Genomic DNA, 24,641 nt, shown 5'->3' with positions numbered 1-24,641 from the left:
ATTATCCGCTTTAAAAGGAATTATTAAAAGTCCATATGACTATGCCCGTTGAAAGCAGTGCACATCCCGTCTCACCAAAAGGAAACCCCAAGGGGACTCCCGTCAAAGAGCGGTTCGAGGCTTATATCCAAGACCTCCAGGATGAAATATGCAGCCGGCTCGAGGAAATTGACGACAAAGCGCGGTTCCGCCATGACGACTGGGAGCGCGAAGGCGGCGGCGGAGGCCACACCCGGGTCATTGAGAAGGGAAATGTGTTTGAAAAGGGCGGGGTCAATATTTCAACGGTGCACGGGGAATTGCCCGAGCTCATTCGCAAACGGTTTGAGGTTGAGCAGGGATGGTTCTGGGCCGGTGGACTATCACTCGTTATTCATCCGCGAAGCCCGATGGTACCGACGGTGCATGCCAATTTTCGCTATTTTGAACTCTATGATGATGCTGAAATGAGCGAAGTGCGTGACTGCTGGTTCGGCGGTGGCGCCGATTTAACCCCCTATTACCTCCGGGATGAGGATGCCGTACATTTCCACCGTATATTGAAAAAGGCCTGTGATCCCCATGGGAAGGAACTGTATCCCCGCTATAAAAAGGAGTGTGATCACTATTTTTACAATGATCACCGGTCCGAAGGGCGGGGGATAGGCGGGCTTTTTTTTGATTACCTTCGCGCCGATGGGGAGCGATCGGTGGAGGACTGGTACAGCTTTACTACGGCCGCGGGCGATGCTTTTCTGGAGAGCTATGTGCCTATTGTCGAGCGACGCAAGGACGAAAGCTATACCGAAACACAGCGATACTTCCAGGAAATCCGACGCGGCCGCTATGTCGAGTTCAACCTGATTCACGATCGGGGGACCTTGTTTGGATTGAAAACCAGCGGACGTACCGAGTCCATCCTTATGAGCCTGCCGCCGCGGGTGCGCTGGGACTATGATTTTAAGGTTGCGGAGGGCAGCGAGGAGGCCTATCTCATTGATCGGCTTCGAAACCCCATTGACTGGATTGCCCTTGGCAGAGAAGAAGGCATGCTCGACAGCTAACCAATGATCGAATGTACATCCCGGGCTTGATTTATTTCAGCATCTGTTTGCTGAGGATACTGAAATAAACCCAGCTCGACAAAAGCAACAGATATTGTATTATGACACATGGACAATTTCCCTATATTCGGGGACGACGACTGCGAACCTCTTCGGCCATGCGAGAAATGGTGGCCGAACATCATCTCAAACCGGCTGATTTCATAGCACCTGTTTTTGTTATGGAAGGGGACAATAGCAGGGTTGAAATCCCTTCCATGCCCGGCTACTATCGGTACAGCCTGGACTTATTGATGGATGAAATCGGGGAGTTGAAAGAAGTGGGTGTTCGTTCGGTGCTGGTTTTTGCCAAGGTGCCGGATGAGAAAAAAGATAACAGGGGCACGGAGGCCCTTAACCCGGAGGGACTCATGCAGCGGGCTGTGCGCACGATCAAAAAGCAATTTCCTGAAATGCTGGTGATGACCGATGTGGCGATGGACCCCTATTCCAGTTACGGACACGATGGCATTGTGGAAGACGGCGAAATACTCAACGACGAATCGGTGGAAGTGCTTGCAAAGATGGCCGTAAGCCACGCCGCAGCGGGCGCCGACATGGTGGCTCCCTCGGATATGATGGATGGCCGAATCGCAGCCATGCGAGAATCGCTGGACGAGGCGGGGTTCAAGCATACCGGGCTCATGGCATACAGTGCAAAATACGCTTCCAGCTACTACGGTCCTTTTCGGGATGCGCTTGATTCGGCACCGGGCTTTGGCGACAAGAAAACCTACCAGATGGATCCGGCCAATGTCAGAGAGGCTGTCAGAGAAGCGAAGCTGGACGAACAGGAAGGCGCCGACATTGTAATGGTCAAACCCGGGTTGCCATATCTGGATGTTATTCGGGCTGTCAGAGAAAACGTTTCGGTACCTGTTTCGGTGTATAATGTTTCCGGAGAATACGCTATGTTAAAGGCCGCGGCCGAGAAGGGCTGGCTGAACGAAGAACAAGCGATGATGGAAGCATTGGTAGGCTTCAAGCGGGCCGGCGCTGATCTGATAGCTACCTACTTCGCAAAGGCGGCTTCTGAATTATTGAACGATTACTAACATATTTTTTAACAGGTTATGCGAATGTGTTTCAGCAGTCAGCTTGTTAACTGCTGAATGATATTCAGCCTGACCATGGCACAAAATGATAACTGAACATGCTAGAAACGAGCAAGAAATTATTTGAACGAGCACAGCAGTTTATTCCAGGCGGTGTGAATTCTCCGGCCCGGGCTTTTAAATCGGTAGGCGGCACGCCCGTTTTTTTTGAAAAGGCGGAGGGCTCCTTACTGACCGATGTGGATGGCAAGGAGTATATTGATTATGTAGGGTCGTGGGGACCGATGATACTCGGACACGCCTATGAGCCTGTGATTGAAGCCGTCAGGGAAACAGCCGGCCGGTCCACTTCTTTTGGAGCCCCGACCGAGGTGGAAGTGAAGATGGCTGAGCTTGTCAGGCAGATGGTGCCGGGCGTAGATAAAATCCGTATGGTCAATTCCGGGACGGAAGCCTGCATGAGTGCCATCCGGGTAGCCCGTGGTTACACCGGGCGAGATAAGATTATCAAATTCGAGGGCAACTATCATGGTCACGGTGATTCATTTCTGATTAACGCCGGAAGCGGAGCCCTGACACTGGGCCAGCCCAGCAGTCCCGGGGTCACCAAGGGGACGGCACAGGATACGTTGACCGCCGATTTTAATGATTTGAATTCTGTGAAGCAGCTTCTCAATGAATATGAAGGGGAAGTGGCTGCAATTATCGTTGAGCCCGTGGCCGGCAACATGGGGTGTATTCCCCCCAAAAAGGGATTCCTCCCCGGACTGCGTGAGCTCTGTGATGCCCATGATGTAGTGCTTATTTTTGATGAAGTCATGACCGGCTTCCGCATAGCAAAAGGGGGTGCCCAGCAGCGATACGGGGTCACCGCTGATCTTGTTACCTATGGAAAGATTATTGGCGCCGGGTTGCCGGTGGGTGCTTTCGGAGGGAGGAGGGAGGTAATGGACGAGGTCTCCCCGGTCGGGCCGGTCTACCAGGCGGGAACCCTTTCAGGGAATCCGCTGGCGATGGCTGCAGGTTTTGCCCTGCTTTCTGAGCTGAACAAGAATCCCCGCCATTACGATGAGCTGGAAGAGAAGACAACCTATCTGTTTTCAGGATTGAAAGAGGTTTTCGAGGCGCACGAGGTGGCAGCCAGTATAAACCGGGTGGGTTCGATGATCAGCGTCTTTTTTACCGGAGAAGAAGTGATTGATTTTCGGACCGCCCGATCCACTGATCAGAGGTTGTTTAAACGATTTTTTCATGAAATGTTGAAAAACGGTGTGTATCTTCCCCCGTCTCCTTTTGAGTCTTGGTTTTTAGCGAATTCGCACACCGAGTTGCTGCTGGACGACACCATTGCAGCCGCGGATACAGCGATAGCCTCTGCTCTGAGCGAATAGCTGGATAGCAAGAAAACCGCGTGAGACGGTTTTGCCATTCTGCTAAATCCTGCTTTCCCTGTGAGGGGGAGGAGTCAGAAAACTGGCCTGCTGTTACTGGGACAAATAGATAAGCACCTGTTTCAGGTCCCCATTCCAGAGGCAGCTGGAAAAGGAATCAGCGCCTCGCATCAGTATTTTGTAATTTGAAATGGTATATGAACAAACTGATTGAAAAATTGATGAAGCGGTGGGGTGTCGAAAGTTATGGCGGCCTGCTGATTATCCTGTTTATTTTTTCGATAACAGGAATGACTGCTCTCTATGTGCGAAAATATGTCTTTGGATTGCTGGGATTGAATGCGGAAACCCCCCTTTTGCTTGAGATACTTGCCTGGATATTGATCGTGTTCCCGGCCTACCAGATCCTCTTTCTTTTATATGGATTTCTGCTGGGCAAATTTGAATTTGTATGGAATTTCGAAAAAAAGAGCCTCCACCGCATTAAAAGGCTGTTTGCCCGTGGAGAAAATCCCTAGTCCTCATCCATCTTTTCCAGCTTTTTCTGCTTTTTCCTGGACAGGGTTTCCACAACCAGGCTATAGGAATCTTTGATCCATTCTTTGATAAGCTCATCGTCAAGCGCTCCCTCGGTATCAATTGTATTCCAGCTTCGCTTGTCTTTAAATTGACCGGGCTGCACCTCCTGATAAAGATTTCTGAGCATGGAAGCCTTGACCGGATCGCACTTCAGGTCAATACTTTTAAATTTATCGGTATCCGCAATCGCATAAATTTTATCCATTACTTTAAAAGCCAGAATATTTTCGTCTTCAAAAGGATGATCTTCGGTTGAGCCCGTGAATGTGAGGCAAAATTCTCGAAAGTCTTCTAAGTTCATGAATTATATATTTATGAAAGATTATAAGCTTTAATTATTAATAGTATGATAATCACGGATAAACTCCTCAAGGAGTCCCGTTGCTGCGTCCCCGATTAACGATAGCTGGTCGTACGATACAATTCCCACCGTGCCGCTTTCCCAGGTATTAGCCGTGGTTTGCAGATCTTGGTTTAGCACCAGTTTGACCGGCTGGTAGAAATAAAGGTTTATGGCAAAGGGCACAAGTCCGCGCCCGGCATCCATCGCATTAATGTGCAGATACAGTAGCGGAAGCTGGTCAGACTGCCTGATCTTTTCATCAGGAATAAAGGTAATACCTGCTTCCCGCAGCAATTGCCGTCCTTTGTCCTGCAGGGATGCTACCTTCAACTCCCCTTTTTTCTGCAGGGCGGCATTAGCTTCATAATTGACAGAAAGACCCATCGATTGAATGCCCCTGAGAGAGCTGCGTTCGCGATCAACCTCATTTTGTGCCCACACGAGCACCGGCATCATCCACAGCAAAACCAGCAGGCCCAGCTGGCGATTAATTCTTATGGATGTTTTCATAGCTGCAGTCGCTTTCAGTTATACCGGTAGATATGCTCGTTTGTGCCCTCAGGACGACCTTAGACCTCCCTATTGGCTGTAAAAGCAATAAATAATTAATGTTAAGTTATAATAATGATGGGGAACTGCAAGTATGAATTTTGCGGTATGTCCCTCTTAAATAAAGGTCACAAGTTTTTCCAGATGGCCAGGGCTAACAGGATCCAGGAGGCGATAAAGCACAACCCACCCACGGGGGTAATGGCTCCCAACCATCGGATGCCGGTTATGGAAAGCACATACAGGCTTCCCGAAAATATCAGGAGGCCGGCAAGCATCAACCATCCAGACCACGACAGGAGGATCGAATCGGAAAGATATCGTGCGGTGAGGCCGACAACCAGCAGGCCGATGGCATGGTAAAAGTGGTAGCTGACCCCGGTTTCAAAAATGGTGAGCATCTCATCTGAGAGCATTTTTTTAAGTCCGTGCGCACCAAAGGCCCCCAGCATGACCGCTAGTGCCATGGCAGCAGATCCAATGATCAAAAATAATTTCTGCATGGGTTATACTTTTTTAAATCGAAAGCCTGACCAGTTTTCATCGATCGATACCATGGCAACCCCTTTCAGATCAATGCTTTTGGCATAGTCATGGATGGAGTCGCGGTTGATGTCGGTATCTATCGAAGCACTGCCCTTGTAGTAGGCCACCCAGAGGGCTCCCTCATCGTCGAGGGCTCTTCTGAGGACAGGCAGATGGGTTTCTAACATATTGCGGTTCTCTATGAAACCCAGAATTATATCCACCTGCCGGCCTTGGAGTTCTTCTATTACCGCAACGTCCTCGGGGAGTTCGCCTGTCAGATCCAATACATTATCGGGAGCATTGAAAAGGCCCATTCGCTGGCCGGGTTTTATGTGCATTTTCTGAGCGAGGGTTTTGCGAGGCACCGCACTTCTGCATCGTTGGTTTAATGTTGGCCGGTATATAGGTATTATAGATGAAGTTATTGTGAAGCTTCGGTAATGCCTTCGCCGGTTTTTGCAACGTTATCCCTTGAAGCCGATCTCTTTGTGCGTGCCGTCACAGAAGGGCTTGGCAGATGACTGTCCGCAGCGGCAGAGCGCGATGTTTTTTGTACTGGCAGCCGGCTGTGCTGCTATGGAATATACCTGGTAGGATCCCTCCACCAGCACTGGACCATTTTTCATCATTTTGATAACAAGGGGATGGCTGCTGCCAGTACTCACGTCTTCTGAAAATGCCAGCTTGTCCGGGTCAAACCCTGCCGGCGCTTCAAAAGCGATATTCTGGTGTGAATTGTCGCAGAGCGGTTTATTCTGAGACTCACCGCATCGGCACAGGGCCAGCCGGGTGTCTTTTAAAATTGTTTCTCCGTCTGCATTTCTGACCTCGATGTTGCCGCGCAGATATACCGGGCCGTCCGGGGCAATAATAATGGCATTTCGGGGCTCGGGCTCTTCCTGCGGATCGGTGTCACGATATTTCAGCGCACCAGTCGGACAGCACTGAACGGCTTTTTTCAGCTGACCGGGCGTTGCTTGTTGCGGCTGGATCCATGGTCGCTTGTCGGGGTTGAAGACGGATGGCAGGTTTTTAACGCATTCAGCCGCATGGATGCATCGCTCCTGATCATATTCTATGGTGATATTTTCTGCTTCGTAGCTGTGGATGTTTATTTTCATGGAATTGTTGGATCGGGGTTCAGAGTTGATATCAGTATTAGATTAGACAGGACCTCTAAAAATCCATGGGGTTCGGATATTTGAAGGTATAATTGAGCATGTGTTTCAGCTTCATGTTGGACACGATCTTGTAGCCCTCGTTCTCATCATCATTATAAACCGGGGGTGCCAGGCCCTTGGCCCTGGCCACGGCCGGATAATACATTTTTTTGGGCGGATGTCCATCCGAGACGCCATTGAAGATATGATTGCTGATGTTACTGTGTATGATGGCCTTGAGGATGCCGATGCAGTCATCGCGATGGATAAGGTTAACCGGCGCATTGCCATTGCTCAGGTTCTTGCGGCCTGAAAGGTGGGTGACCGGGTGACGGTCGTAACCATAAAGCCCGCCAAACCGGACAATATGCGTGTCGAAGGAGGATTCGTTCATAAGCAGGGCTTCTGCTTTCAGCAGGGCGTTGCCGCTCGGTCGAACAGCTTCCCCCGCTTTGGCATCTTCCTCTGCAACTATGCCCGGCTGTTCCGGGTAGACGGAGGTAGAACTGACAAAAATAACTTCGTCGATGGAGGAGTCGCGAATGTTTTCAATAATCGCCTGTATTTGTTGCTTGTGGAACTGTTCCACATGCTCCCTGTTTCGTCCCGGAGGTATATTTAAAATAAGCAGGTCGGCATCCCAGAAATCGGGATCCGCATCAGCGTTGAGCCGGGGATCCAAACGGATGAGGTAGGGCTCAATATTTTTACCTTTGAGAAGCGTTAATTTTTCAGGGGAGGTGGTTGAGCCTTTGATATGGTGCCCTTCGTCTCGCAATTGTTCTGCAAGAGGCAGGCCCAGCCAGCCGCAACCCAGGATGCTGATAATCATGGTATCAAAATCTATGAGTAAATGAAGCGGTATGTTACAAAAAACGTTATGAAATTATAAATTTTTTGAGAGGGAACATCCGTATGACGATAGAGTATGAGTAGGTAAGGATATAAATAAAAACAGCCATCAACTATTCAACATTATGAAACGCATTACGCTTATAACATTCGTTCTTTCGGTTGGATTGCTCTTTACATCCTGCAGCGAGAAGTCAGAAAATGAGATGAACCAGATGCAGGAACAGGCGGAGGAATCCACCAATGAGGCGATGAATTCCATGGAAGAGGAAATGGAATCATTGCAGAATGAGTTCATGGAGAATGTCGATGAGCAGCGAGAGGCCCTGAATGAAGAGATAGATGAAATTGAAGCAGCCATCGAAGAGCAGTCGGAAGAGCTGGAGCCAGAAGTCGAGAAGCGCTGGAATGATCTGAAGGATCAGCAAAGTGAGCTCGAAGAAACATACGAGGAAGTGGAATCAGGTACGATTGAAAATTTTGAAGCGTTTAAGCGTGATTTCCAGGAACAGCTGAACAGCCTTGAGGAAAACATAGCTGAGCTCAAAAAAGACCTGGGCATTGAAGATTCAGAATCGTAGATGCCACATAGAGTCGCTTGTTAACAAGGAGGTTAGAGATTTGAGGCCCGGTCATTGGATCGGGCCTTTTTTATTTACACGCTTGGCCGCTGCCTGCTGTGAGAGGAGGGGCGGCAAACGGGAACTTCTTTTGATCAAATATCCCCTTAATTTTGTGGCTGAGGAATCGTATAATAATGCGAACATCAGCGCTAACGTCAAGTGACCCCGAATGGATTTTTCACACCTTCACTGCCACACACAATTCAGCATGTTAGACGGTGCAGCCAGCATCAGTCAGCTCATTACGAAGTCGAAAAATGAGGGGATGCCGGCCATCGCGATTACGGATCACGGGAATATGTTTGGCGTGCCGGAATTTGTGAATGAAGCACACAAGCAGGGTGTAAAGCCCATCATCGGCTGCGAATTTTACATTACCCCTTCGGGAATGGATGACAAGAAGGACCGAACGCGGTATCACCAGGTGCTGTTGGCCAAAAATATGACGGGATACCGTAATCTCACCAAGCTGTGTTCGCTCGGTTATACAGACGGGCTCTACTACAAGCCCCGTATCGACAAGCCGACGCTGGCCGAACATGCCGAGGGGCTCATTGCCACAACCTGCTGCATCGCCAGTGAGATCAACCAGACTATTATCAATGAAGGAGAGAGCGAAGCGCGGGCGCTTTTTGAGTGGTATCTGAATGTTTTCGGTGATGATTATTACATTGAACTGCAACGTCACGGCCTGCAGGATCAGAACCGATGCAATGAGGCGCTGGTCAAGTGGGCCAGGGAGTACAATGTGAAAATGATTGCCACAAACGACTCCCACTACGTGGAAGAAGAGGATTCGGAAGCTCATGATATCCTGCTGGCCCTGCAGACGAATGCCGATATTGATGATCCCAACCGGTTCCGGTTTACTGACGATCACAATAACCTGAACACGGAGTTTTATTTGAAAACGCCGGAGGAGATGCAGGAGCTGTTCAGTGATCAGCCGGCGGCAATTGACAATACAAACGAGATTGTTGAGAAGGTCGATGATATCGATCTGAGTTCCGAGCTGCTGCTTCCCCATTACAGCATTCCCGATGAGTACGATTCCATGCTCGATTATCTGCGCAAACTTACTTATGAAGGGGCTAAGGAACGGTATGGGGAAATTACGCATGATGTCAGTGAACGCATTGAGCAGGAGCTGATGATTATCAAGGAGATGGATTTTGTGGGCTATTTCCTGATTGTACAGGATTTCACCACGGAGGCCCGCCGCCGGGATGTATTTGTGGGGCCCGGCCGGGGTTCCGCAGCCGGCTCTATTGTGGCTTACTGCCTGGGGATCATCAATATCGACCCCCTGCGGCACGACCTCCTTTTTGAGCGATTTCTAAACCCCGAGCGGGTAAGTCCGCCCGATATTGATATTGACTTCGATGACAGCGGCCGGCAGGAAGTCATTGACTACGTGGTCGAAGAGTACGGCCGGAACAATGTGGCGCAGATCGTGACCTATGGCACGATGAAGGCCAAGACCTCTATACGTGATGTGGGACGGGTGCTGGGAGTTCCCCTGGAAGAGGTGAATCGCATTACCAAGATGTTTCCCGACCAGCCGGGGGTTAACACTTTTGACAAGGTGCTGGATCCGTCCAAGAATCCTGAGTCGGCCAAGGATATCAGGGAATTGTTTGAGCATCCCGATCCGCAGGTGCAGAAAATGATGCGTTTTGCACGCACCCTGGAGGGATCGGCCCGGCAGACCGGTATTCATGCGGCCGGCGTCATTATTGCACCCGGAGAAATCAGTGAATATGTGCCGGTTGCCTTGTCGAAAGACAAAGAACTTATTACCCAGTACGATGGGCCGCACGCGGAGGAGTGCGGGTTGCTGAAGATGGATTTCCTTGGTCTGAAAACCCTTTCCATCCTGAAGACCGCCATCAAGTATGTGGAAGAAAATCACGGCGTCCACTACGAGCTCGACGACATTCCTGAAAACGATGACAAAACTTTCGAGCTCTATCAGAAAGGAAATACCATCGGGACCTTTCAGTTTGAGTCTGACGGCATGCGTAAGTATCTCAAGCAGCTGAAGCCCACTTCCCTTGACGATCTCATTGCCATGAACGCGCTCTACCGTCCGGGGCCGATGCAGTTTATCCCCGAATATATCGACCGGAAGCATGGCCAAAGCGAGGTGGAGTACCCGCATCCGGACCTGGAGGAGCTGCTGAAACCGACATACGGTATTATGATCTACCAGGAGCAGATCATGAAAGCGGCGCAGATTATTGCCAATTATTCGCTTGGCGAAGCCGATCTGCTACGGAGAGCGATGGGCAAGAAAAAGCAGAAAGTGATGGCGAAGCAGCGCAAGGTCTTTACTGAGCGGGCTATCGAAAACGGCGTATCGGAATCCAAGGCCGAAGAGCTATTCGATATCATGGCTGAGTTCGCCAACTACGGATTCAACAAATCGCACTCGGCGGCCTACTCGGTTGTGGCCTACCAGACGGCCTTCTTTAAAGCCAATTATACCCCCGAGTATATGGCGGCGGTGCTCACGCACAACATGGGAGATATCGACAAGGTTTCGAAGTTCATCGAGGAGTGCTACCATAACGGCATCACGGTGGATCCTCCCAATATCAATACCGGGGCCGGTAAGTTCGTGGCTGTGGACGGACGTATCCAGTACGGCATGGAGGCAATTAAGGGGGTCGGCTCCAATGCCGTCGAAGAGGTTGTAAAAGAGCGCCGAGAGAATGGTATGTTTGAATCGGTGTATGATTTTGCCCGCCGCATTGACTCTCGGATCTGCAACAAGCGAACACTGGAAAGCCTGATCCAGGCCGGTGCGTTTGATGAGCTGAACAGGAACCGTCGGCAGCTTCTCGAAAATATGGAAGTGATCATCAGTTATGGTTCACGGGTGCAGGAGATGGAGAACTCCAACCAGTCGGACCTGTTTGGCGACGGTACCGGCAGTGCTTCGGCCATCGATGAACCGGTGCTTGATGAGGTGCACCCCTGGTCTAATATTGAACGACTCAACAAGGAGCGCGAGCTGATCGGTTTTTATTTGAGTGGGCATCCGCTGAGCAAATACAAGGAGGATGTGGAGATGTTCTGCTCTCATACGCTGGATGCAAAGGAAATGGAGTCCCTTCCCAACCGTACCGATGTGCGGTGTGCGGGTATCATTACACAGGTTAAACGGGTCACGGACAAAAAGGGGCGTCCTTTTGCTTTTCTCCAAATGGAAGACCTGCACGGCACGGTGGAGGTAATCGCCTTTAATGAGGTCTATGACCGCAGCCTGGGGATGATCCAGGTGGATACGCTGGTTGTGGTGGATGGGAGCATCGACACGCGTCGGGGAAAACCGCAGATTATTGCCAACAGCTTTGAGCGAATCGAGAGCATGCGGGAAAAGTATCAAAACCAGATAGAACTCAAAATTGATATTGATACCTCGCAGGTGGATGAGGAGCAGCTGCATCGCATGGCCGATCTTTTTGAGCAGCACCAGGGAGAAACGAATGTCCGGTTCAATGTGTTGAGCAAGGAGGCAAAACGGCCGTTTGCCATGCACGTGCGGAAGTTTGTTGTTGATCCCAATGATGAATTGCTGGGTGGACTTAAGTCACTGGTGGGCAACGAATCGGTCAATTTGAGACGGAATGCCAATAACGGCCGATAAATTTTTGCAATATCCTGTATAACAATAAATGATATGATTGTAGAAAAAAATTATACGATATTTTAACGAAATGATTGAAAGAATATAACTTTAACCAATGACTAAGATGTTATGAGTAAAGCACTAAAATTTACAGACGATTCTTTCGAGGAAGATGTTTTGAATGCAGATGCCGGTCAGCCGGTACTGGTAGACTTTTGGGCGGAATGGTGCGGCCCCTGCCGTATGGTTGGTCCTGTAGTGGAAGAACTGGCCGGCGAATTTGAAGGCAAGGCCAAGGTCGGCAAGGTGGATGTGGATTCGAATCCCGAGACATCGACCAAATACGGTATTCGAAGCATACCTTCACTGCTGATCTTTAAAGATGGCGAAGTTGTTGACCAGATTGTCGGAGCCGTTCCAAAGGCTCAGCTTAAAAAGCAGTTGGAAGCACAGCTATAAGGGAGAGTTCGTATAATTTAGTACAGGGGGCGCGGTTCAGCCGGCCCCTTTTTTTTTGTAACCGAATGTGGGAGCAGGAAAGCCCTGTAATGGGGACAGGGCACCATTTGGCAGATAAATTTCAGAACTTAATTTTATTAATTGGCAATAGTCTATTATTATCAGTTAATTATCTAAAGAAGAGATAAGGGGGGAAACGGGAACGGGTGACCAGGTATCACCTTACATTTTGATACACACAGGCATAGAGTTGTAGGAATGATTCATAAATTTATTTATATGAGAGATTAGATACAGACTAATTTCTTGTTTCGATGTCGTTAAGGATAGGGGACTATAATGATGGATGATACTTTGAACAAACATCAGCTTTGGAAGTCGTTTTTAGACAGCGATCTGGAAGCATGGGAGCAGCTTTTCAAACTGTGCTACGAAGACCTGTATGGATATGGTCTTAAGCTCTCAAGTCGTCCGGAATTGACAAGAGATTGTATTCATGAACTATTTGTAATATTGTGGGATCGGCGCGAGAATTTGGGGGAGGTAGAGTCGGTCAAAGCTTATCTGCTGGCTTCATTGCGACGGAGCCTGTTAAAACGAATCCAGGAGAAGCGAAGGTATTTTGTAAACTGGGACGGAGAGGTGCATACGACGGTCCAGATTCAGTTTTCTCCAGAAGAGATAATCATAAGGGATGAAATGAAGCTTGACAAACGGCAGGCCCTGCATGAAGCTCTCAATGCGCTCCCTGATCGCCAGAAAGAGGTGCTTTATCTGAAGTATTTCAACGGGATGAGCTACGATGAGATCGAAGAGATCCTCGCTATCAACTACCAGTCCATTCGCAACCATATTCACCGGGCGGTCAAGAGGCTGAGAACTATCATGGATGATCATTTATCCGATATCGCCATTTCCCTGCTTCCTTTTCTTCTGCTCGTGGCCCTGTGAATGCATGTCAATAGCTTTTAGCTGGTTCGGGCTGAATTCACGCACAGGAAGACGGAAGTGCACTCCTTGACTCAGCATCAAGAGGAGCGGGATACGTTGGATTTGTGGTTTTAAGAGGCATGAAGGCCATTCTGGAGAGTAGATCGAAAATAAAAAAAGAGTGAGTACAAAATGGTTTGAATTGCTCTATGGTAGTGAACGTGAGATAGTTTAACCGAGACCGCAGCGTGAAAGATAAGGAATACACAATAGACGAATTGATAAACAATCCTTCCTTTGCATTATGGGTGGAGGGGGATTTGAACGAACGACAGGCTGAGCGTTGGAACCTCTGGGTTAAAAAGAGTAAGAAAAATCGAGAATTAGCTATTCGGGCACAACAGAAAATTTCGGGCTATGCCTTTAAACGTCCCGCCCTGCCTGATGTACAGCGTGAATGGGCAAGAGTAAGAGCTGATGTCGTTCCTGAAAAACAGTCCATAGGCAGTACACGGGTTAAACAGGTGAGAAAAGGCAGAAGTCGGGATTATTTCAGTCTCTTTTTAAAAGTCGCTGCTGTCCTCCTGGTTGGTTTGTTTGTGGGATACGCGGCCTATATGTATCAGGATCCGGCTGCCGTGGAAGAGCCTGTGGCCGTGCAGAGGGTACAGACCAACTATGCCGAAAAGAAGACAATTAACCTTTCAGATGGATCTACAATCATTTTGGCTGCTAATTCAGAACTTTCCTATAAGGAGAACTGGCTGGACCAGCCGGTTAAACGGGTGGTCTTGAAGGGGGAGGCCTATTTTGATATTGCCCCGAAGGAAAAGAAGGGATCGCCCAAGTTTGTGGTTGAAACAGACGATGGTACCGCTGCGGTCTGGGGTACCCGATTTACCATGGACACCTATGGAACCGGAACTCGGGTAGTGCTGGCGGAGGGAGAAGTGCGTATTTTGCCGGAAAATAATACCGGAAATGAAGAGACAACAACGCTCGAGCCGGGTGAACTGGTGAGATTTCACGGAGAGAGCAGCCACATTGAGCTCAAAAAGGTAAACCCGGCTGTGTATACCTCATGGTCCACCAATGAGTTGTTTTTTGATAATACGCCCTTGTCAGTTTTAATCAATCGTATCGAACGAACCTACGGAGTGACGGTTGAAGTTCAGGATCTGGAAATGCTGAACAGAACGCTTTCCGGGTCGGTCGATTTCAGAAGCTTGAATGGCCTTACCGATGCAGTAGCCGGAATTTTTGGTTTTCAAATTCATCAAACAGGAGAGACCCTCATTATCAAACAATAATAAGAACAAAGATCACATGATTATGAAAAGGTACAAATGGATAGGAAGTCTGATCATTTTGCTGGTCGTATCTACGCAGTGGACGGCGGCCCAGAATAATCAGTACGATAGAAATGTGTATGTCAGTGCTACAGATTGGAATAACCAGAATCTGCAGGAAATAGCACCGGGGACTCATCTCCAGGAAGTGTTATCGCTGATTGAGAATGAGTATAATGTCAATTTTTTGTTTGACAGTAAGTTGCTTGCTGATCAATATGTGTCAGAACATAAGGTGTTATACTTGAACCGCGATCTGTTTGACCTTCTGGATCGGCTTCTTGCTGAATTCAACTTCACCTATAAGAAGCTGACGCACCGGACACTTGGAATTTTGCCCAGGGATACGGAGATGAAAAATCCGATGAATCTGGAGGTCGTCACGGGCTCGGTCACCGATGCCCAGACAGGAGCCCCCCTTCCGGGCGTAAACGTAATGGTCAAGGGAAGTACAATAGGTACCTCCACAGACAGCCAGGGAAGTTACGAGCTGAATGCGCCGTCTCTGCAGGATACGCTTATTTTTTCATTTATCGGCTACCAGACCCAGGAAGTACCGATAAGCGGACGTACAAGCATAGATGTTAACTTGTCGCCCCAGGCTATTGCGGGTGATGAAGTGGTGGTTACCGCCTTTGGTCTTGAGCGAGAGAGTAGTTCACTGACGTACAGTACCGAAAGTGTTGATAATGAGGGATTGACCGAAGCCAGGGAACTGAATGTAGTGAATTCACTGTCTGGTAAAGTGGCCGGTATGCAGGTTAACCAGGCTGGTACCGGTGTTGGTGGAGCTTCGCGGGTGGTGCTGCGGGGTAACCGTTCCATATCAGGGAGCAGTCAGCCGTTGTATGTGGTTGACGGGGTGCCGATACGCGGTGATATCAGTGATATGAACCCGGACAACATCGAAAGCATTAACGTGCTGAAAGGACCGAATGCGGCTGCACTGTATGGTAGTGAGGCGCAGAACGGTGCTATCGTCGTTACCACCCGGAAAGGTCGGGAAGGTGAAATAGATTTCAGCTTCAGCAGTAACTTCATGCTTCGCGACCCTATACTGTTGACCAAGTATCAAAATGTTTACGGGCAGGGAACATCCGGGGTCTACTCGCCCAGTTCTGAGTCGAGCTGGGGACCCCAAATGGACGGGCAGATGGTGGACCATTGGTCGCCGGCCCCCGACATGCAGGGCGAGCAGTATGCATTTAATCCACAGCCGAACAATGTAGAAGAGGCTTTTCAGACAGGGTACAACTCTTCGAATAACCTGACCGCCAGCATGGGTAGTGAGAACGTGCAGGCTCTGTTTTCCTATACGTTCACTAATGCGGAGGGTGTAGTGCCCAAGAACGAACTGGACCGCCACAACATCAGTGCGCGGGTGACCAGTCAGCTGTCGGATAATCTTTCGCTGGACAGCAAGCTGTCGTACATGCGCCAGAGCATTGACAACCAGCTGCCGACCGGTGAAAGCTTTGCAAACCCCATCCGGCATATTTACCGCTTGCCGCGTAACATCCGTACGGCGGATGCCGAGATGTTTGACTACACCAATTCAGAAGGAATGCTCCGCCAGAATTACTGGAACCCGCTGTCGAACGGCGGTGCCAATCCCTACTGGACGATGAACCGAAATCTGAACGAAAACGTAAGCGATCGCATCAATGCGCTGGCTTCACTGACCTACGATTTCACAGACTATTTAAGCCTGATGGTCCGGTCGGCCTATGACGGCGGCAGTGGTGAGTCCGAATTCAGGCGCTACAATGATACCTATGTAATTGCCCAGAACGGCTATTATAGCATAGCCAAGAGCAATGGTTATGAATGGAACAGTGACTTCCTGCTTTCCTACAACCAGGATCTCACGGAAGATTGGTACCTGGAAGCCAACGTTGGCGGTAATATCAAGAAGGAACGCAACTCTTCCATGAGTGCCAATACGAATAATGCACTTACGATTCCCAATTTCTTCGCCATCTCCAATACGCAGAATGTAGCGGCAGGAGAGAATATCGGTTCACCGATGGATATCTATTCGGCCTACGCCTTTGGGCAGCTGGCATGGAAAGATGCCATCTACCTGGACTTTTCCGGGCGTAATGATGTCAGCTCCACCCTGCCGGAGGATAATCGTTCGTATTTCTATCCATCTGTCGGATTGTCTGCAAGCCTGACGGAATTGATTTCCGGTCTGCCCGACGTGCTGAGCGGGGCCCGCGTGCGCGGATCATGGGCGAAGGTGGGTAACAGTGCACCGCCGTTTATGACCATCCGAACGGCCAGCCTTTCGTCCGGGGGTAACAACGGTTTCCTGCAGCTGGATACGACGCTGCCGAACGAGAACCTGAAGCCTGAAGAAACAGAATCATACGAATTGGGAGCAAACCTCCAATTCTTTGAGAATCGCCTGGGGCTGGATTTCACCTACTACAAGACCAATACCCGCGACCAGTTATTCCAGGTTGCCGTACCGGTTGGGTCCGGTGCCAGCTCCTTCTTCACCAACGGTGGAGACGTTTCCAACAAAGGGTATGAGATTTTGCTCTCGGCTACGCCGGTGCAAAGCCGTGATTTCAACTGGGATCTCAACGTGAACTACTCTGCCAATGACAACATGGTGGAAAAGATTTCCGAGGATCAGCCGATCCTTACGCTGGCTACCGACTTCCTCCGCGCCTTCCGCATTGAGGAGGGCAAGCCGTTTGGGCAGGTTTACTCCCGGGGTTGGGAGCGAACCGAAGACGGGGATGTTATTGTAGGCGAGAACGGGGTGCCCCAGGTAACCGGCGGGCGTACTGTTCCGGTGGCGAACTTCTCACCCGACTGGAGAGGTAGCATCCGAAGTACGTTGTCGTATAAGAACCTGAGCCTGAGCTTCTTGATTGATCATCGGCAGGGTGGCTCCATCGCTTCGCTGACCAACGCTATTTTGTTTGATGACGGGCTGACCAAACAGACTCTGAACGGACGCGACGGAGGCCTGGTGTTTGGAGATAATCTTTTCGGCGGTGAGTCTGCCGTCATGCGGACTGGTGGCACGGATGAGAATCCTGAATACAGCAAGAATACCCAGGAAGTGGATGCCCAAACCTTCTGGACTTCCATTGGAGGCCGAAATACGCCGGTGGGAGAAGCATTTGTAGTAGAGGCTACCAATACACGGCTGCGGGAGCTCACCCTCGGTTATAATTTGCCCGAATCGGTGATTTCTTCCCTGCCCATTTCAAACCTGAAGCTTTCCCTGGTAGGTCGGAACCTGCTCTTCCTGTACCGGGCCTCCGAAAATCTGGATCCCGATCTGATGACAGGAACGAATGCTGCCGCTGAAGGTTTCGAATCATTTACGCCTCCTTCAAGCCGTACGTTTGGTGCCAATATCAAGATTGATTTTTAGAAAAATTTTAATGCAAATGTCTTAAGGGAATTTATTATGAATAGCCTTAAAAAGAATATACTTAAAATGACGAGTACCGGCCTGTTGGTCATCTTACTGATGGCGGGCTGTACCGATCACTTTGACGAACTGAATACACCTGATGACCAGCTGGTAGCCAGTAACCTGGAGTCGGCGCAGCTGGGACAGGCTTTTGCACAGGCCCAGTTCTATGGGCTGTACGGAAGCCCCGGCCCCTTTCAGCTTATGCAGTCGCTTCATGCTGATATCTATGCCCAGTATTTTGCGACTACAGCCCCGAACTTCGATTCTGATCAGAACGTCATGATTCGAAGTTGGCAGAACGGAGCCTGGAATGGGTTTTACGGCGCTGCGGCCCCGCAGCTCGACTTTGTGGAGAACTTCAGCGAGGAAAACGGGATGACCCTTGAAAATGCTGTTGCCAAGGTCATGCGCGTACAGCTTTACCATCGCATTACGGATTACTGGGGACCAATAATCTATTCCGAGTTCGGAAATGGAGAAACAAAAGTACCCTATGATTCCCAGGAAGACGTCTACAAGGATTTCTTCGTGACCCTTGATGAAGCCGTAGCTGTGCTGAAAAACAACGCGGGTGGCAATGCCTTTGGAAGTAATGACCAGATCTACGAAGGCAGCGTGGATCAGTGGCTGCGGTTTGCAAATTCGCTGAGGCTTCGACTGGCCATGAGGGTCAAATATGTAGAGCCGGAGTTGGCCAAGACGGAAGCTGAAAAAGCGGTCAGCGATGGTGTTATGATGGATAATTCGCATAACGCCAAGCTCCTGACCACTCAGAACTCCAGGAATCCGTACACAACGATCACCGACTGGGGAGAATTCCGGATGAGTGCGGCCATGGAAAGTGCGCTGGAAGGGTATGAAGATCCCCGCCAGGCCAAATATTTTCAGCCTGCGGTCAACGGCGACCAGGACGGTGACGGCAATCCCTATGAGGGATTCAGAAACGGGCTGCCCAAGACACGGAAGGAGTCGGGTGTAGAGGACGAGGGTCTGAACGACCGGTATTCTGACATGGGCATCGACTGGCAAAACGACAGCAAAGGCGGATCCAACCCGCCCATTGAAATCATGAATGCCGCGGAGGTCTACTTCCTCCGGGCTGAAGGTGCTCTGGAAGGCTGGAATATGGGTGGTACGGCCGAGGCACTGTACGAAGAGGGTATCCGCATGTCAATGATGGAAAGCACAACGGCTACCTCTGCCGAAATTGAGGCCTATATCGAAAGTGGCAATACCCCCAAATCTCCTCAGGATATCTGGGACAGTCCCGCCTTGACCGATATTCCCGTGGCCTTTGAAAGTGCGGGCAGCAAAGAGCGGAAGCTGGAGCAGATAATTACCCAGAAGTGGCTGGCCCTCTACCCGAATAGCATGGAAGCATGGGCCGAATACCGGAGGACCGGCTACCCCGCGCTGTATGACCGTATCAATTCGCTGAATCCGGCTATTCCAGTCGGGGATGATGTACAGAGAATCCCCTTTGCAAGCGGAGAGTACTCGGATAATGCAGAATCGGTTCAGAATGCCATCCAGCTACTTACTTCGCCTGCTGATGAAGCAACAACCAAGCTCTGGTGGGATGCCAAGTAGCTGCCGTCTGTTGCTCTGATTATTGGTTATTAGGTTGGCTGTCTGCTTACTCTACAATTCTATAAAGGAAGAGCATAGTAACGGGGAGTGGAGATTATCACTACACTCCCTCCCCGTTATTACTATGCCCATGGATAAGCTCTGCTGAACACCGGATGTTTTTGTTAATGCACAATCGTTAATCCTATCGATTATGATGAAATACCTTTACTCTGAAAATTTTACCAGGCTTTTATCGCTGTTGAGCATTGGTTTTCTTCTTGTTTCCTGCAGTGCCCGGCAAGCGGAGGACCCATCGGGACAGGAAACGAATAATTATGACTATGATGTTGAAGAACGGATCGCGGAGCTCGGTATCACCCTGGGTGAAAAACCAACCCCTCCCGTTGCCAATTATGTGCCGAGTGTACGTACCGGTAATCTTGTATTTTTATCTGGCCACGGACCGGATAAGCCGGACGGAAGCCAGGTTATTGGAAGGGTAGGCGATGAGATATCCCTCGAGAAAGGACAGGAGGCTGCTCGTCTTACAGCAATCTCGCTGCTGACCTCCCTCAAGGCCGAAGTCGGGGATCTCAACAAGGTAACACGAATCGTCAAGGTCTTCGGAATGGTCAATGCCGCTTCTGATTTTACCGAGCATCCCCAGGTTATCAATGGCTTTTCAGACTTGATGGGGGAGGTTTTTGGCCAGCGGGGCAAGCATGCTCGTGTAGCTGTTGGCATGGGATCGCTGCCGGGCAATATTCCGGTTGAGATTGACATGGTTGTGGAAGTTGAAGATTAGCGCATAGGATTAAAACCATATGCGTTTCTGCAGCCTAAATGTGATTCGCGCAATACGTTTTTCGCTTGAATTTTCATAAAAAAGTAAGATAGTCACAGCGATTATAACTTAATTTGTTTCTGTTATAGGGCATGAATAACTTCAATAACTTATCCCTTACTTATCTTTTCCTTGTTTTACTCCTGAGTTTCCTGGTTCAGTGCAGTCCCGAAGAGAATGCATCGGTCAATTCGAATAAAGCTGATTTGCTATTGCCCGAGGGATTTGAGGCGACAATTGTTGCCGATAGCATTGGGAAGGCACGCCACCTGGCCGTCAACAGCAATGGAGACATCTACGTTAAACTGAAGGGGTCTGATGAGCAGCCGGGGGCCCTGGCCATGCGGGATACCACTGGTGATGGAATTATGGATGTATTCAAACGATTCGGAAACCGTGACGGCCACTGGGCTGAGACGGGAATGAAAATTCACAATGGATATCTGTACTACAGTTCCAGCTTGTGGGTCTATCGTCAGAAACTGGTTCCCGGGCAGCTGCTGCCGGATGCCAAAATCGATACCATACTGTTTGATGATCATGAGCACGGCGATCACGAGCATAACACCAAGCCGTTGTCGTTCGACAGCCGGGGGAACATGTACGTACCCTTCGGAGCGCCCAATAATTCCTGCCAGGAACCGAAGCGCACCCCCGGGGTGGCCGGACTGGATCCGTGTCCTGTGCTTAAGGATCACGGCGGCATATGGCGCTTTAGTGCCGACAAGAAAAATCAGCTGCAGAAAGACGGGGAGTTGTATGCTACGGGGTTGCGCAGCATTGTGGCCATGAACTGGAATCCGGTGGATGACAATTTATACGTTACCATGCACGGAAGTGACAACCTCCACCGTCTCTTTCCCAATGAGTTTAGCCCATGGGAGAATGCCCTGCTTCCATCCGAGGAATTTATGCGTGTTACAGAGGGGAGTAATTTTGGATGGCCCTATTGTTATTATGATCATATGCAGGGCAAAAAAGTGTTGGCCCCTCAGTATGGCGGAGACGGGCAGAAAATAGGCCGCTGCAGCGATTTTGATGATCCGGTTGTGGGCTTTCCGGGCCATTTTGCCCCCAATGACCTGCTGTTTTACCAGGGTGATCAGTTTCCGGATCATTACCAGGACGGCGCTTTTATCGCCTGGCACGGCTCCACCATTCGGAATCCCTACCCGCAGGCCGGTTATTTCATCGCATTTGTCCCCTTTGAGAACGGCGAGGTTGCCGGTGAGTGGGAGGTCTTTGCCAATGGGTTTGCGGAGGTGGATCCCATTGTCAATACCAGCGATGCCAAACACCGGCCATCCGGACTGGCTGTGGGGCCGGATGGATCACTGTACGTCTCGGAAGACAGGAATGGGCGCATCTGGCGCATCAGGTATACCGGCGACAAGGCGTCGTTCGGCGAAGAAGCACTGGCCCGGATGAAAGAGGAGAAGGAGACGGCCAGCAACATTCGCCAGCCGGATCAAGAAAAAGATAACCTGCAGAAAGAAAAAATTGCCGGCGGGGAGCAGGTCTACAGGACCTACTGTGCCTCCTGCCACCAGCAGAATGGAGAGGGAACCGATCGGTATCCACCGCTGGCCGGCACAGACTGGGTTACCGGGGATAAAGAACGATTGATCGGCGTCATACTTAACGGCTTGGAGGGATCCATAGAAGTAAATGGACAAATGTATAATAATGTCATGCCTCAGCACAGCTTTCTGAGTGATGATGAGGTGGCCCAGGTATTAACTTATATTAGAAAGAGTTTCGGAAATAACGCCCGTGCGGTTTCCGTTGAGGAAGTCAAGAAGATACGCAGCAGTACTGAGAATTAAGATAATTCTAATTTAAAAGGAAGGTTATTATGATTAGCAGGAGAAAGATGTTGAAAATGCTTGCAAGTTTTCCCCTCTTTGGCGGAATTGCAGCTTCGAAAATGGGAATGGCAGCATCCTCGAAGGAAGCATCATCGGCCTCCGCAGAGCGGGACCTGTTCGAGGAGCTGGGGATCGAAACACTGATTAATGGAAGGGGAACACTAACCTTCTTGTCGGGTTCGCTGATGCAGCCGGAGGTGGTACAGGCCATTGAATCAACCTCGCATGAATTTGCCAACCTTTACGAGGTACAGGATAAAGTCGGGGAGCGCATTGCGGAGATGTTGAATTGTGAAGCGGCTATGGTAACTTCCGGGGCCGCAGGAGCGCTCACCCTGGGTACCGCAGCGGCCATCACCGGCACCGATGAGGAGATGATAAAAAAACTGCCCAACATTTCCGGCCCCCGGCGAGAAGTGATTATCCAGAAAAGGCACCGATACAGCTATGATCATGCTGTGCGTAACACGGGCGTGAAGATGGTTGAAGTTGAAAGTGCCCGGGAGATGGAGGAGGCTATCAATGATCGAACAGTAATGAGCCTGTTTTTTAACGCGGCTGCCCAGTTCGGGGGATTTGAACATACCATTGGGCATGAGGAGTTTGTTGCTATCAGTAAAAAGCATGACATTCCTTCCTTTATTGATGCGGCCGCGGATGTGCCCCCGCCGGATAATCTGTTCAAGTATATTGATATTGGTTTTGACCTGGTGACATTCTCGGGTGGTAAAGCGATACGGGGGCCGCAAAGTTCGGGCCTGTTGTATGGACGAAAAGACCTTATTGAAGCAGCAAAGCTGAATCATAACCCTCATTCTGATTCCATCGGAAGGGGGATGAAAGTGAACAAGGAGGAGATTTTTGGGATGATGGTTGCCCTGGAGTCTTACCTGGAGCGTGACCACGAACAACAGTGGGAAGAATGGGTAGGCCGTACCAAAACCATTGCCGCGGAAGCTGAGAAGGTGCCCACGGTGACCAGTGAACGCAAAGTGAACTCGGGGCCGGCAAACCATTTCCCCGATCTGCAGTTGAGCTGGGATCAAAGCCGTGTGCAAATAAAACCTGAGGATGTCGTTAAGAAGCTTCAGGAAGGCGAGCCCCGCATTGAAGTGTCCTCCAACGATGAAGGGCTCTATATCACTGTAGTTATGATGAAGCCTGACCAGGTGGGTATCGTTGGCCGGCGGGTCCGCGAAGTGCTCAGCCAGGCTGTTTAATGAATATACTCAGAAAGGATCCGACTTATGTACAAGCATAAAATGAACAGGCGTCATTTTTTACAGGTTGTCGGGGGAGGTCTGCTGCTAAGCTCTCCCTTGGGGGCCCTGGGCTGCGCCGCCTCTCAAAACACGGCCCAAGAGAATGATGAACTGTACACAAGCAGGCATGTAACCGAACCCGGAAGTTTCACCGATGGGGCCGAAGGCCCCGCGGTTGATGAAAAAGGGAATCTGTATGCGGTGAACTTTGCCCGCCAGCATACCATCGGCCGGGTGACGCCCGACGGGGAGGCCAGCCTGTTTGTAGAACTCCCGGGTGATAGCATTGGCAATGGTATAAGGTTCAATCGTGATGGGGAGATGCTGGTTGCAGACTATGTCAATCACAATATACTGAAGGTTAACATGAAGACCCGGAAGATCAGTACCTATGCCCATGAACCAGCGATGAACCAGCCCAATGATATTGCCATCGGGGCGAATGATGTGCTGTATGCAAGCGACCCCAACTGGAGTGAGTCTACAGGGCAGCTGTGGCGCATTGACACTGGTGGTACTATAACGCTGCTTGAAAAGGACATGGGTACGACCAACGGCGTAGAGGTCAGTCCCGATGAGAATACCTTGTATGTGAATGAATCGGTGCAGCGGGTTGTCTGGGCCTATGATCTGTCTGAGCAGGGGGAGATCAGTAATAAACGCCGGTTTATATCCTTTGATGATTACGGTATGGATGGCATGCGCTGTGATGTGGATGGGAACTTATACCTGACGCGGCACGGCAAAGGGGTGGTGGCTAAAATATCGCCACGGGGAGAACTGATGCGCGAGATCCCCATGGTTGAGGGTAAGAGTACAACAAATCTGGCGTTTGGCGGTCCCGACGGTCGTACGGTATATGTAACCGTAGCAGATACCGGTAATATCCAATCATTCAGGGTGGATAAACCGGGCAGGAGCTGGAAACTCAAAACTGAACGGTAACCCGGGTCTAAAAGGGTTGTTATTACAGCCACCAAAGAAAATAGGTTTAATTTCAATATTACACAATAACGGAACAGTATTATGGAATTTACAGACGATAAACGATCACGACGTTCAATCATCAAATCCTTGTTTGCCGGCGCGGCCGCCAGCATAGCCGGAATGTTCGGGGTG

Annotated in this window: 21 protein-coding genes; 15 read left to right on the top strand and 6 right to left on the bottom strand. The window is 49.9% G+C overall.

Going from position 1 to position 24,641, the window contains the following annotated elements:
• Nucleotides 1–41 precede the first annotated feature (41 nt).
• The 4 genes from hemF to FN808_RS11765 all read left to right on the top strand — a co-directional run bounded on the left by hemF (nucleotide 42) and on the right by FN808_RS11765 (nucleotide 4,046).
• Nucleotides 42–1,043: an oxygen-dependent coproporphyrinogen oxidase gene (gene hemF, locus FN808_RS11780; protein ID WP_142714913.1), complete on the top strand. Its 1,002-nt coding sequence runs from the start codon at nucleotides 42–44 to the stop codon at nucleotides 1,041–1,043.
• A 101-nt stretch (nucleotides 1,044–1,144) separates the two neighbouring features.
• Complete coding sequence (gene hemB, locus FN808_RS11775) at nucleotides 1,145–2,137, top strand: porphobilinogen synthase (protein ID WP_142714803.1); 993 nt, start codon at nucleotides 1,145–1,147, stop codon at nucleotides 2,135–2,137.
• A 98-nt stretch (nucleotides 2,138–2,235) separates the two neighbouring features.
• Nucleotides 2,236–3,528, top strand: coding sequence for a glutamate-1-semialdehyde 2,1-aminomutase (gene hemL / locus FN808_RS11770; RefSeq protein WP_142714802.1), 1,293 nt, complete (start codon nucleotides 2,236–2,238; stop codon nucleotides 3,526–3,528).
• Between the two features lie 197 nt (nucleotides 3,529–3,725).
• Nucleotides 3,726–4,046, top strand: a complete 321-nt coding sequence (locus FN808_RS11765) for a DUF6787 family protein (protein ID WP_142714801.1) — start codon at nucleotides 3,726–3,728, stop codon at nucleotides 4,044–4,046.
• On the opposite strand, the gene FN808_RS11760 is transcribed toward FN808_RS11765, so the two are convergent.
• The 6 genes from FN808_RS11760 to FN808_RS11735 form a co-directional block, all read right to left on the bottom strand.
• Nucleotides 4,043–4,408: an MmcQ/YjbR family DNA-binding protein gene (locus FN808_RS11760; protein WP_142714800.1), complete on the bottom strand. Its 366-nt coding sequence runs from the start codon at nucleotides 4,406–4,408 to the stop codon at nucleotides 4,043–4,045. The two genes, FN808_RS11765 and FN808_RS11760, sit on opposite strands and share 4 nt — an antisense overlap.
• 30 nt (nucleotides 4,409–4,438) lie before the next feature.
• Nucleotides 4,439–4,960, bottom strand: coding sequence for a hypothetical protein (locus tag FN808_RS11755; protein ID WP_142714799.1), 522 nt, complete (start codon nucleotides 4,958–4,960; stop codon nucleotides 4,439–4,441).
• A 167-nt stretch (nucleotides 4,961–5,127) separates the two neighbouring features.
• Complete coding sequence (locus FN808_RS11750) at nucleotides 5,128–5,502, bottom strand: DUF423 domain-containing protein (protein ID WP_142714798.1); 375 nt, start codon at nucleotides 5,500–5,502, stop codon at nucleotides 5,128–5,130.
• Nucleotides 5,503–5,505: 3 nt separating this feature from the next.
• The gene (locus FN808_RS11745) at nucleotides 5,506–5,865 is read right to left on the bottom strand and encodes a DUF3052 domain-containing protein (RefSeq protein WP_142714797.1); all 360 of its coding nucleotides are present in this window, start codon (nucleotides 5,863–5,865) and stop codon (nucleotides 5,506–5,508) included.
• 126 nt (nucleotides 5,866–5,991) lie between these two features.
• Entirely contained in the window at nucleotides 5,992–6,648 is a 657-nt protein-coding gene (locus FN808_RS11740; protein WP_142714796.1) for a CDGSH iron-sulfur domain-containing protein, read from the bottom strand.
• A 55-nt stretch (nucleotides 6,649–6,703) separates the two neighbouring features.
• Nucleotides 6,704–7,519 (bottom strand): SDR family oxidoreductase, encoded by an 816-nt coding sequence (locus tag FN808_RS11735; protein WP_142714795.1) that lies wholly within the window; start codon nucleotides 7,517–7,519, stop codon nucleotides 6,704–6,706.
• Between the two features lie 145 nt (nucleotides 7,520–7,664).
• On the opposite strand from FN808_RS11735, the gene FN808_RS11730 reads away from it, so the two are divergent.
• From FN808_RS11730 to FN808_RS11680, 11 genes are all read left to right on the top strand, one after another.
• On the top strand, nucleotides 7,665–8,120 hold the full coding sequence (locus tag FN808_RS11730) for a hypothetical protein (protein ID WP_142714794.1): 456 nt from the start codon (nucleotides 7,665–7,667) through the stop codon (nucleotides 8,118–8,120).
• A 211-nt stretch (nucleotides 8,121–8,331) separates the two neighbouring features.
• Nucleotides 8,332–11,814 (top strand): DNA polymerase III subunit alpha, encoded by a 3,483-nt coding sequence (dnaE, locus tag FN808_RS11725; RefSeq protein ID WP_142714793.1) that lies wholly within the window; start codon nucleotides 8,332–8,334, stop codon nucleotides 11,812–11,814.
• A gap of 111 nt (nucleotides 11,815–11,925) precedes the next feature.
• A complete protein-coding gene (trxA, locus tag FN808_RS11720; RefSeq protein ID WP_142714792.1) occupies nucleotides 11,926–12,255 on the top strand; it encodes a thioredoxin in 330 nt (109 codons plus the stop codon).
• Nucleotides 12,256–12,594: 339 nt separating this feature from the next.
• Entirely contained in the window at nucleotides 12,595–13,206 is a 612-nt protein-coding gene (locus FN808_RS11715) for an RNA polymerase sigma factor (protein ID WP_142714791.1), read from the top strand.
• A 227-nt stretch (nucleotides 13,207–13,433) separates the two neighbouring features.
• Nucleotides 13,434–14,495 carry a FecR family protein gene (locus FN808_RS11710; RefSeq protein ID WP_142714790.1) on the top strand — a complete coding sequence of 354 codons (1,062 nt, stop codon included), beginning with the start codon at nucleotides 13,434–13,436 and terminating at the stop codon, nucleotides 14,493–14,495.
• Between the two features lie 22 nt (nucleotides 14,496–14,517).
• Nucleotides 14,518–17,931, top strand: coding sequence for a SusC/RagA family TonB-linked outer membrane protein (locus tag FN808_RS11705; protein WP_221930028.1), 3,414 nt, complete (start codon nucleotides 14,518–14,520; stop codon nucleotides 17,929–17,931).
• Nucleotides 17,932–17,967: 36 nt separating this feature from the next.
• Nucleotides 17,968–19,566, top strand: a complete 1,599-nt coding sequence (locus FN808_RS11700) for a SusD/RagB family nutrient-binding outer membrane lipoprotein (protein WP_142714789.1) — start codon at nucleotides 17,968–17,970, stop codon at nucleotides 19,564–19,566.
• 193 nt (nucleotides 19,567–19,759) lie between these two features.
• Nucleotides 19,760–20,353 carry a RidA family protein gene (locus FN808_RS11695; RefSeq protein WP_246068346.1) on the top strand — a complete coding sequence of 198 codons (594 nt, stop codon included), beginning with the start codon at nucleotides 19,760–19,762 and terminating at the stop codon, nucleotides 20,351–20,353.
• 131 nt (nucleotides 20,354–20,484) lie between these two features.
• Nucleotides 20,485–22,218, top strand: coding sequence for a PQQ-dependent sugar dehydrogenase (locus FN808_RS11690; RefSeq protein WP_142714787.1), 1,734 nt, complete (start codon nucleotides 20,485–20,487; stop codon nucleotides 22,216–22,218).
• 29 nt (nucleotides 22,219–22,247) lie between these two features.
• On the top strand, nucleotides 22,248–23,480 hold the full coding sequence (locus FN808_RS11685) for an aminotransferase class V-fold PLP-dependent enzyme (protein ID WP_142714786.1): 1,233 nt from the start codon (nucleotides 22,248–22,250) through the stop codon (nucleotides 23,478–23,480).
• Nucleotides 23,481–23,507: 27 nt separating this feature from the next.
• Nucleotides 23,508–24,467: an SMP-30/gluconolactonase/LRE family protein gene (locus FN808_RS11680; protein WP_221930027.1), complete on the top strand. Its 960-nt coding sequence runs from the start codon at nucleotides 23,508–23,510 to the stop codon at nucleotides 24,465–24,467.
• The last annotated feature ends 174 nt before the right edge of the window (nucleotides 24,468–24,641 follow it).

It is taken from the genome of Fodinibius sediminis (assembly GCF_900182555.1).
In the GTDB taxonomy this organism is placed as follows: domain Bacteria; phylum Bacteroidota; class Rhodothermia; order Balneolales; family Balneolaceae; genus Fodinibius; species Fodinibius sediminis.
This window is presented reverse-complemented; position numbering and strand designations above follow the sequence as displayed.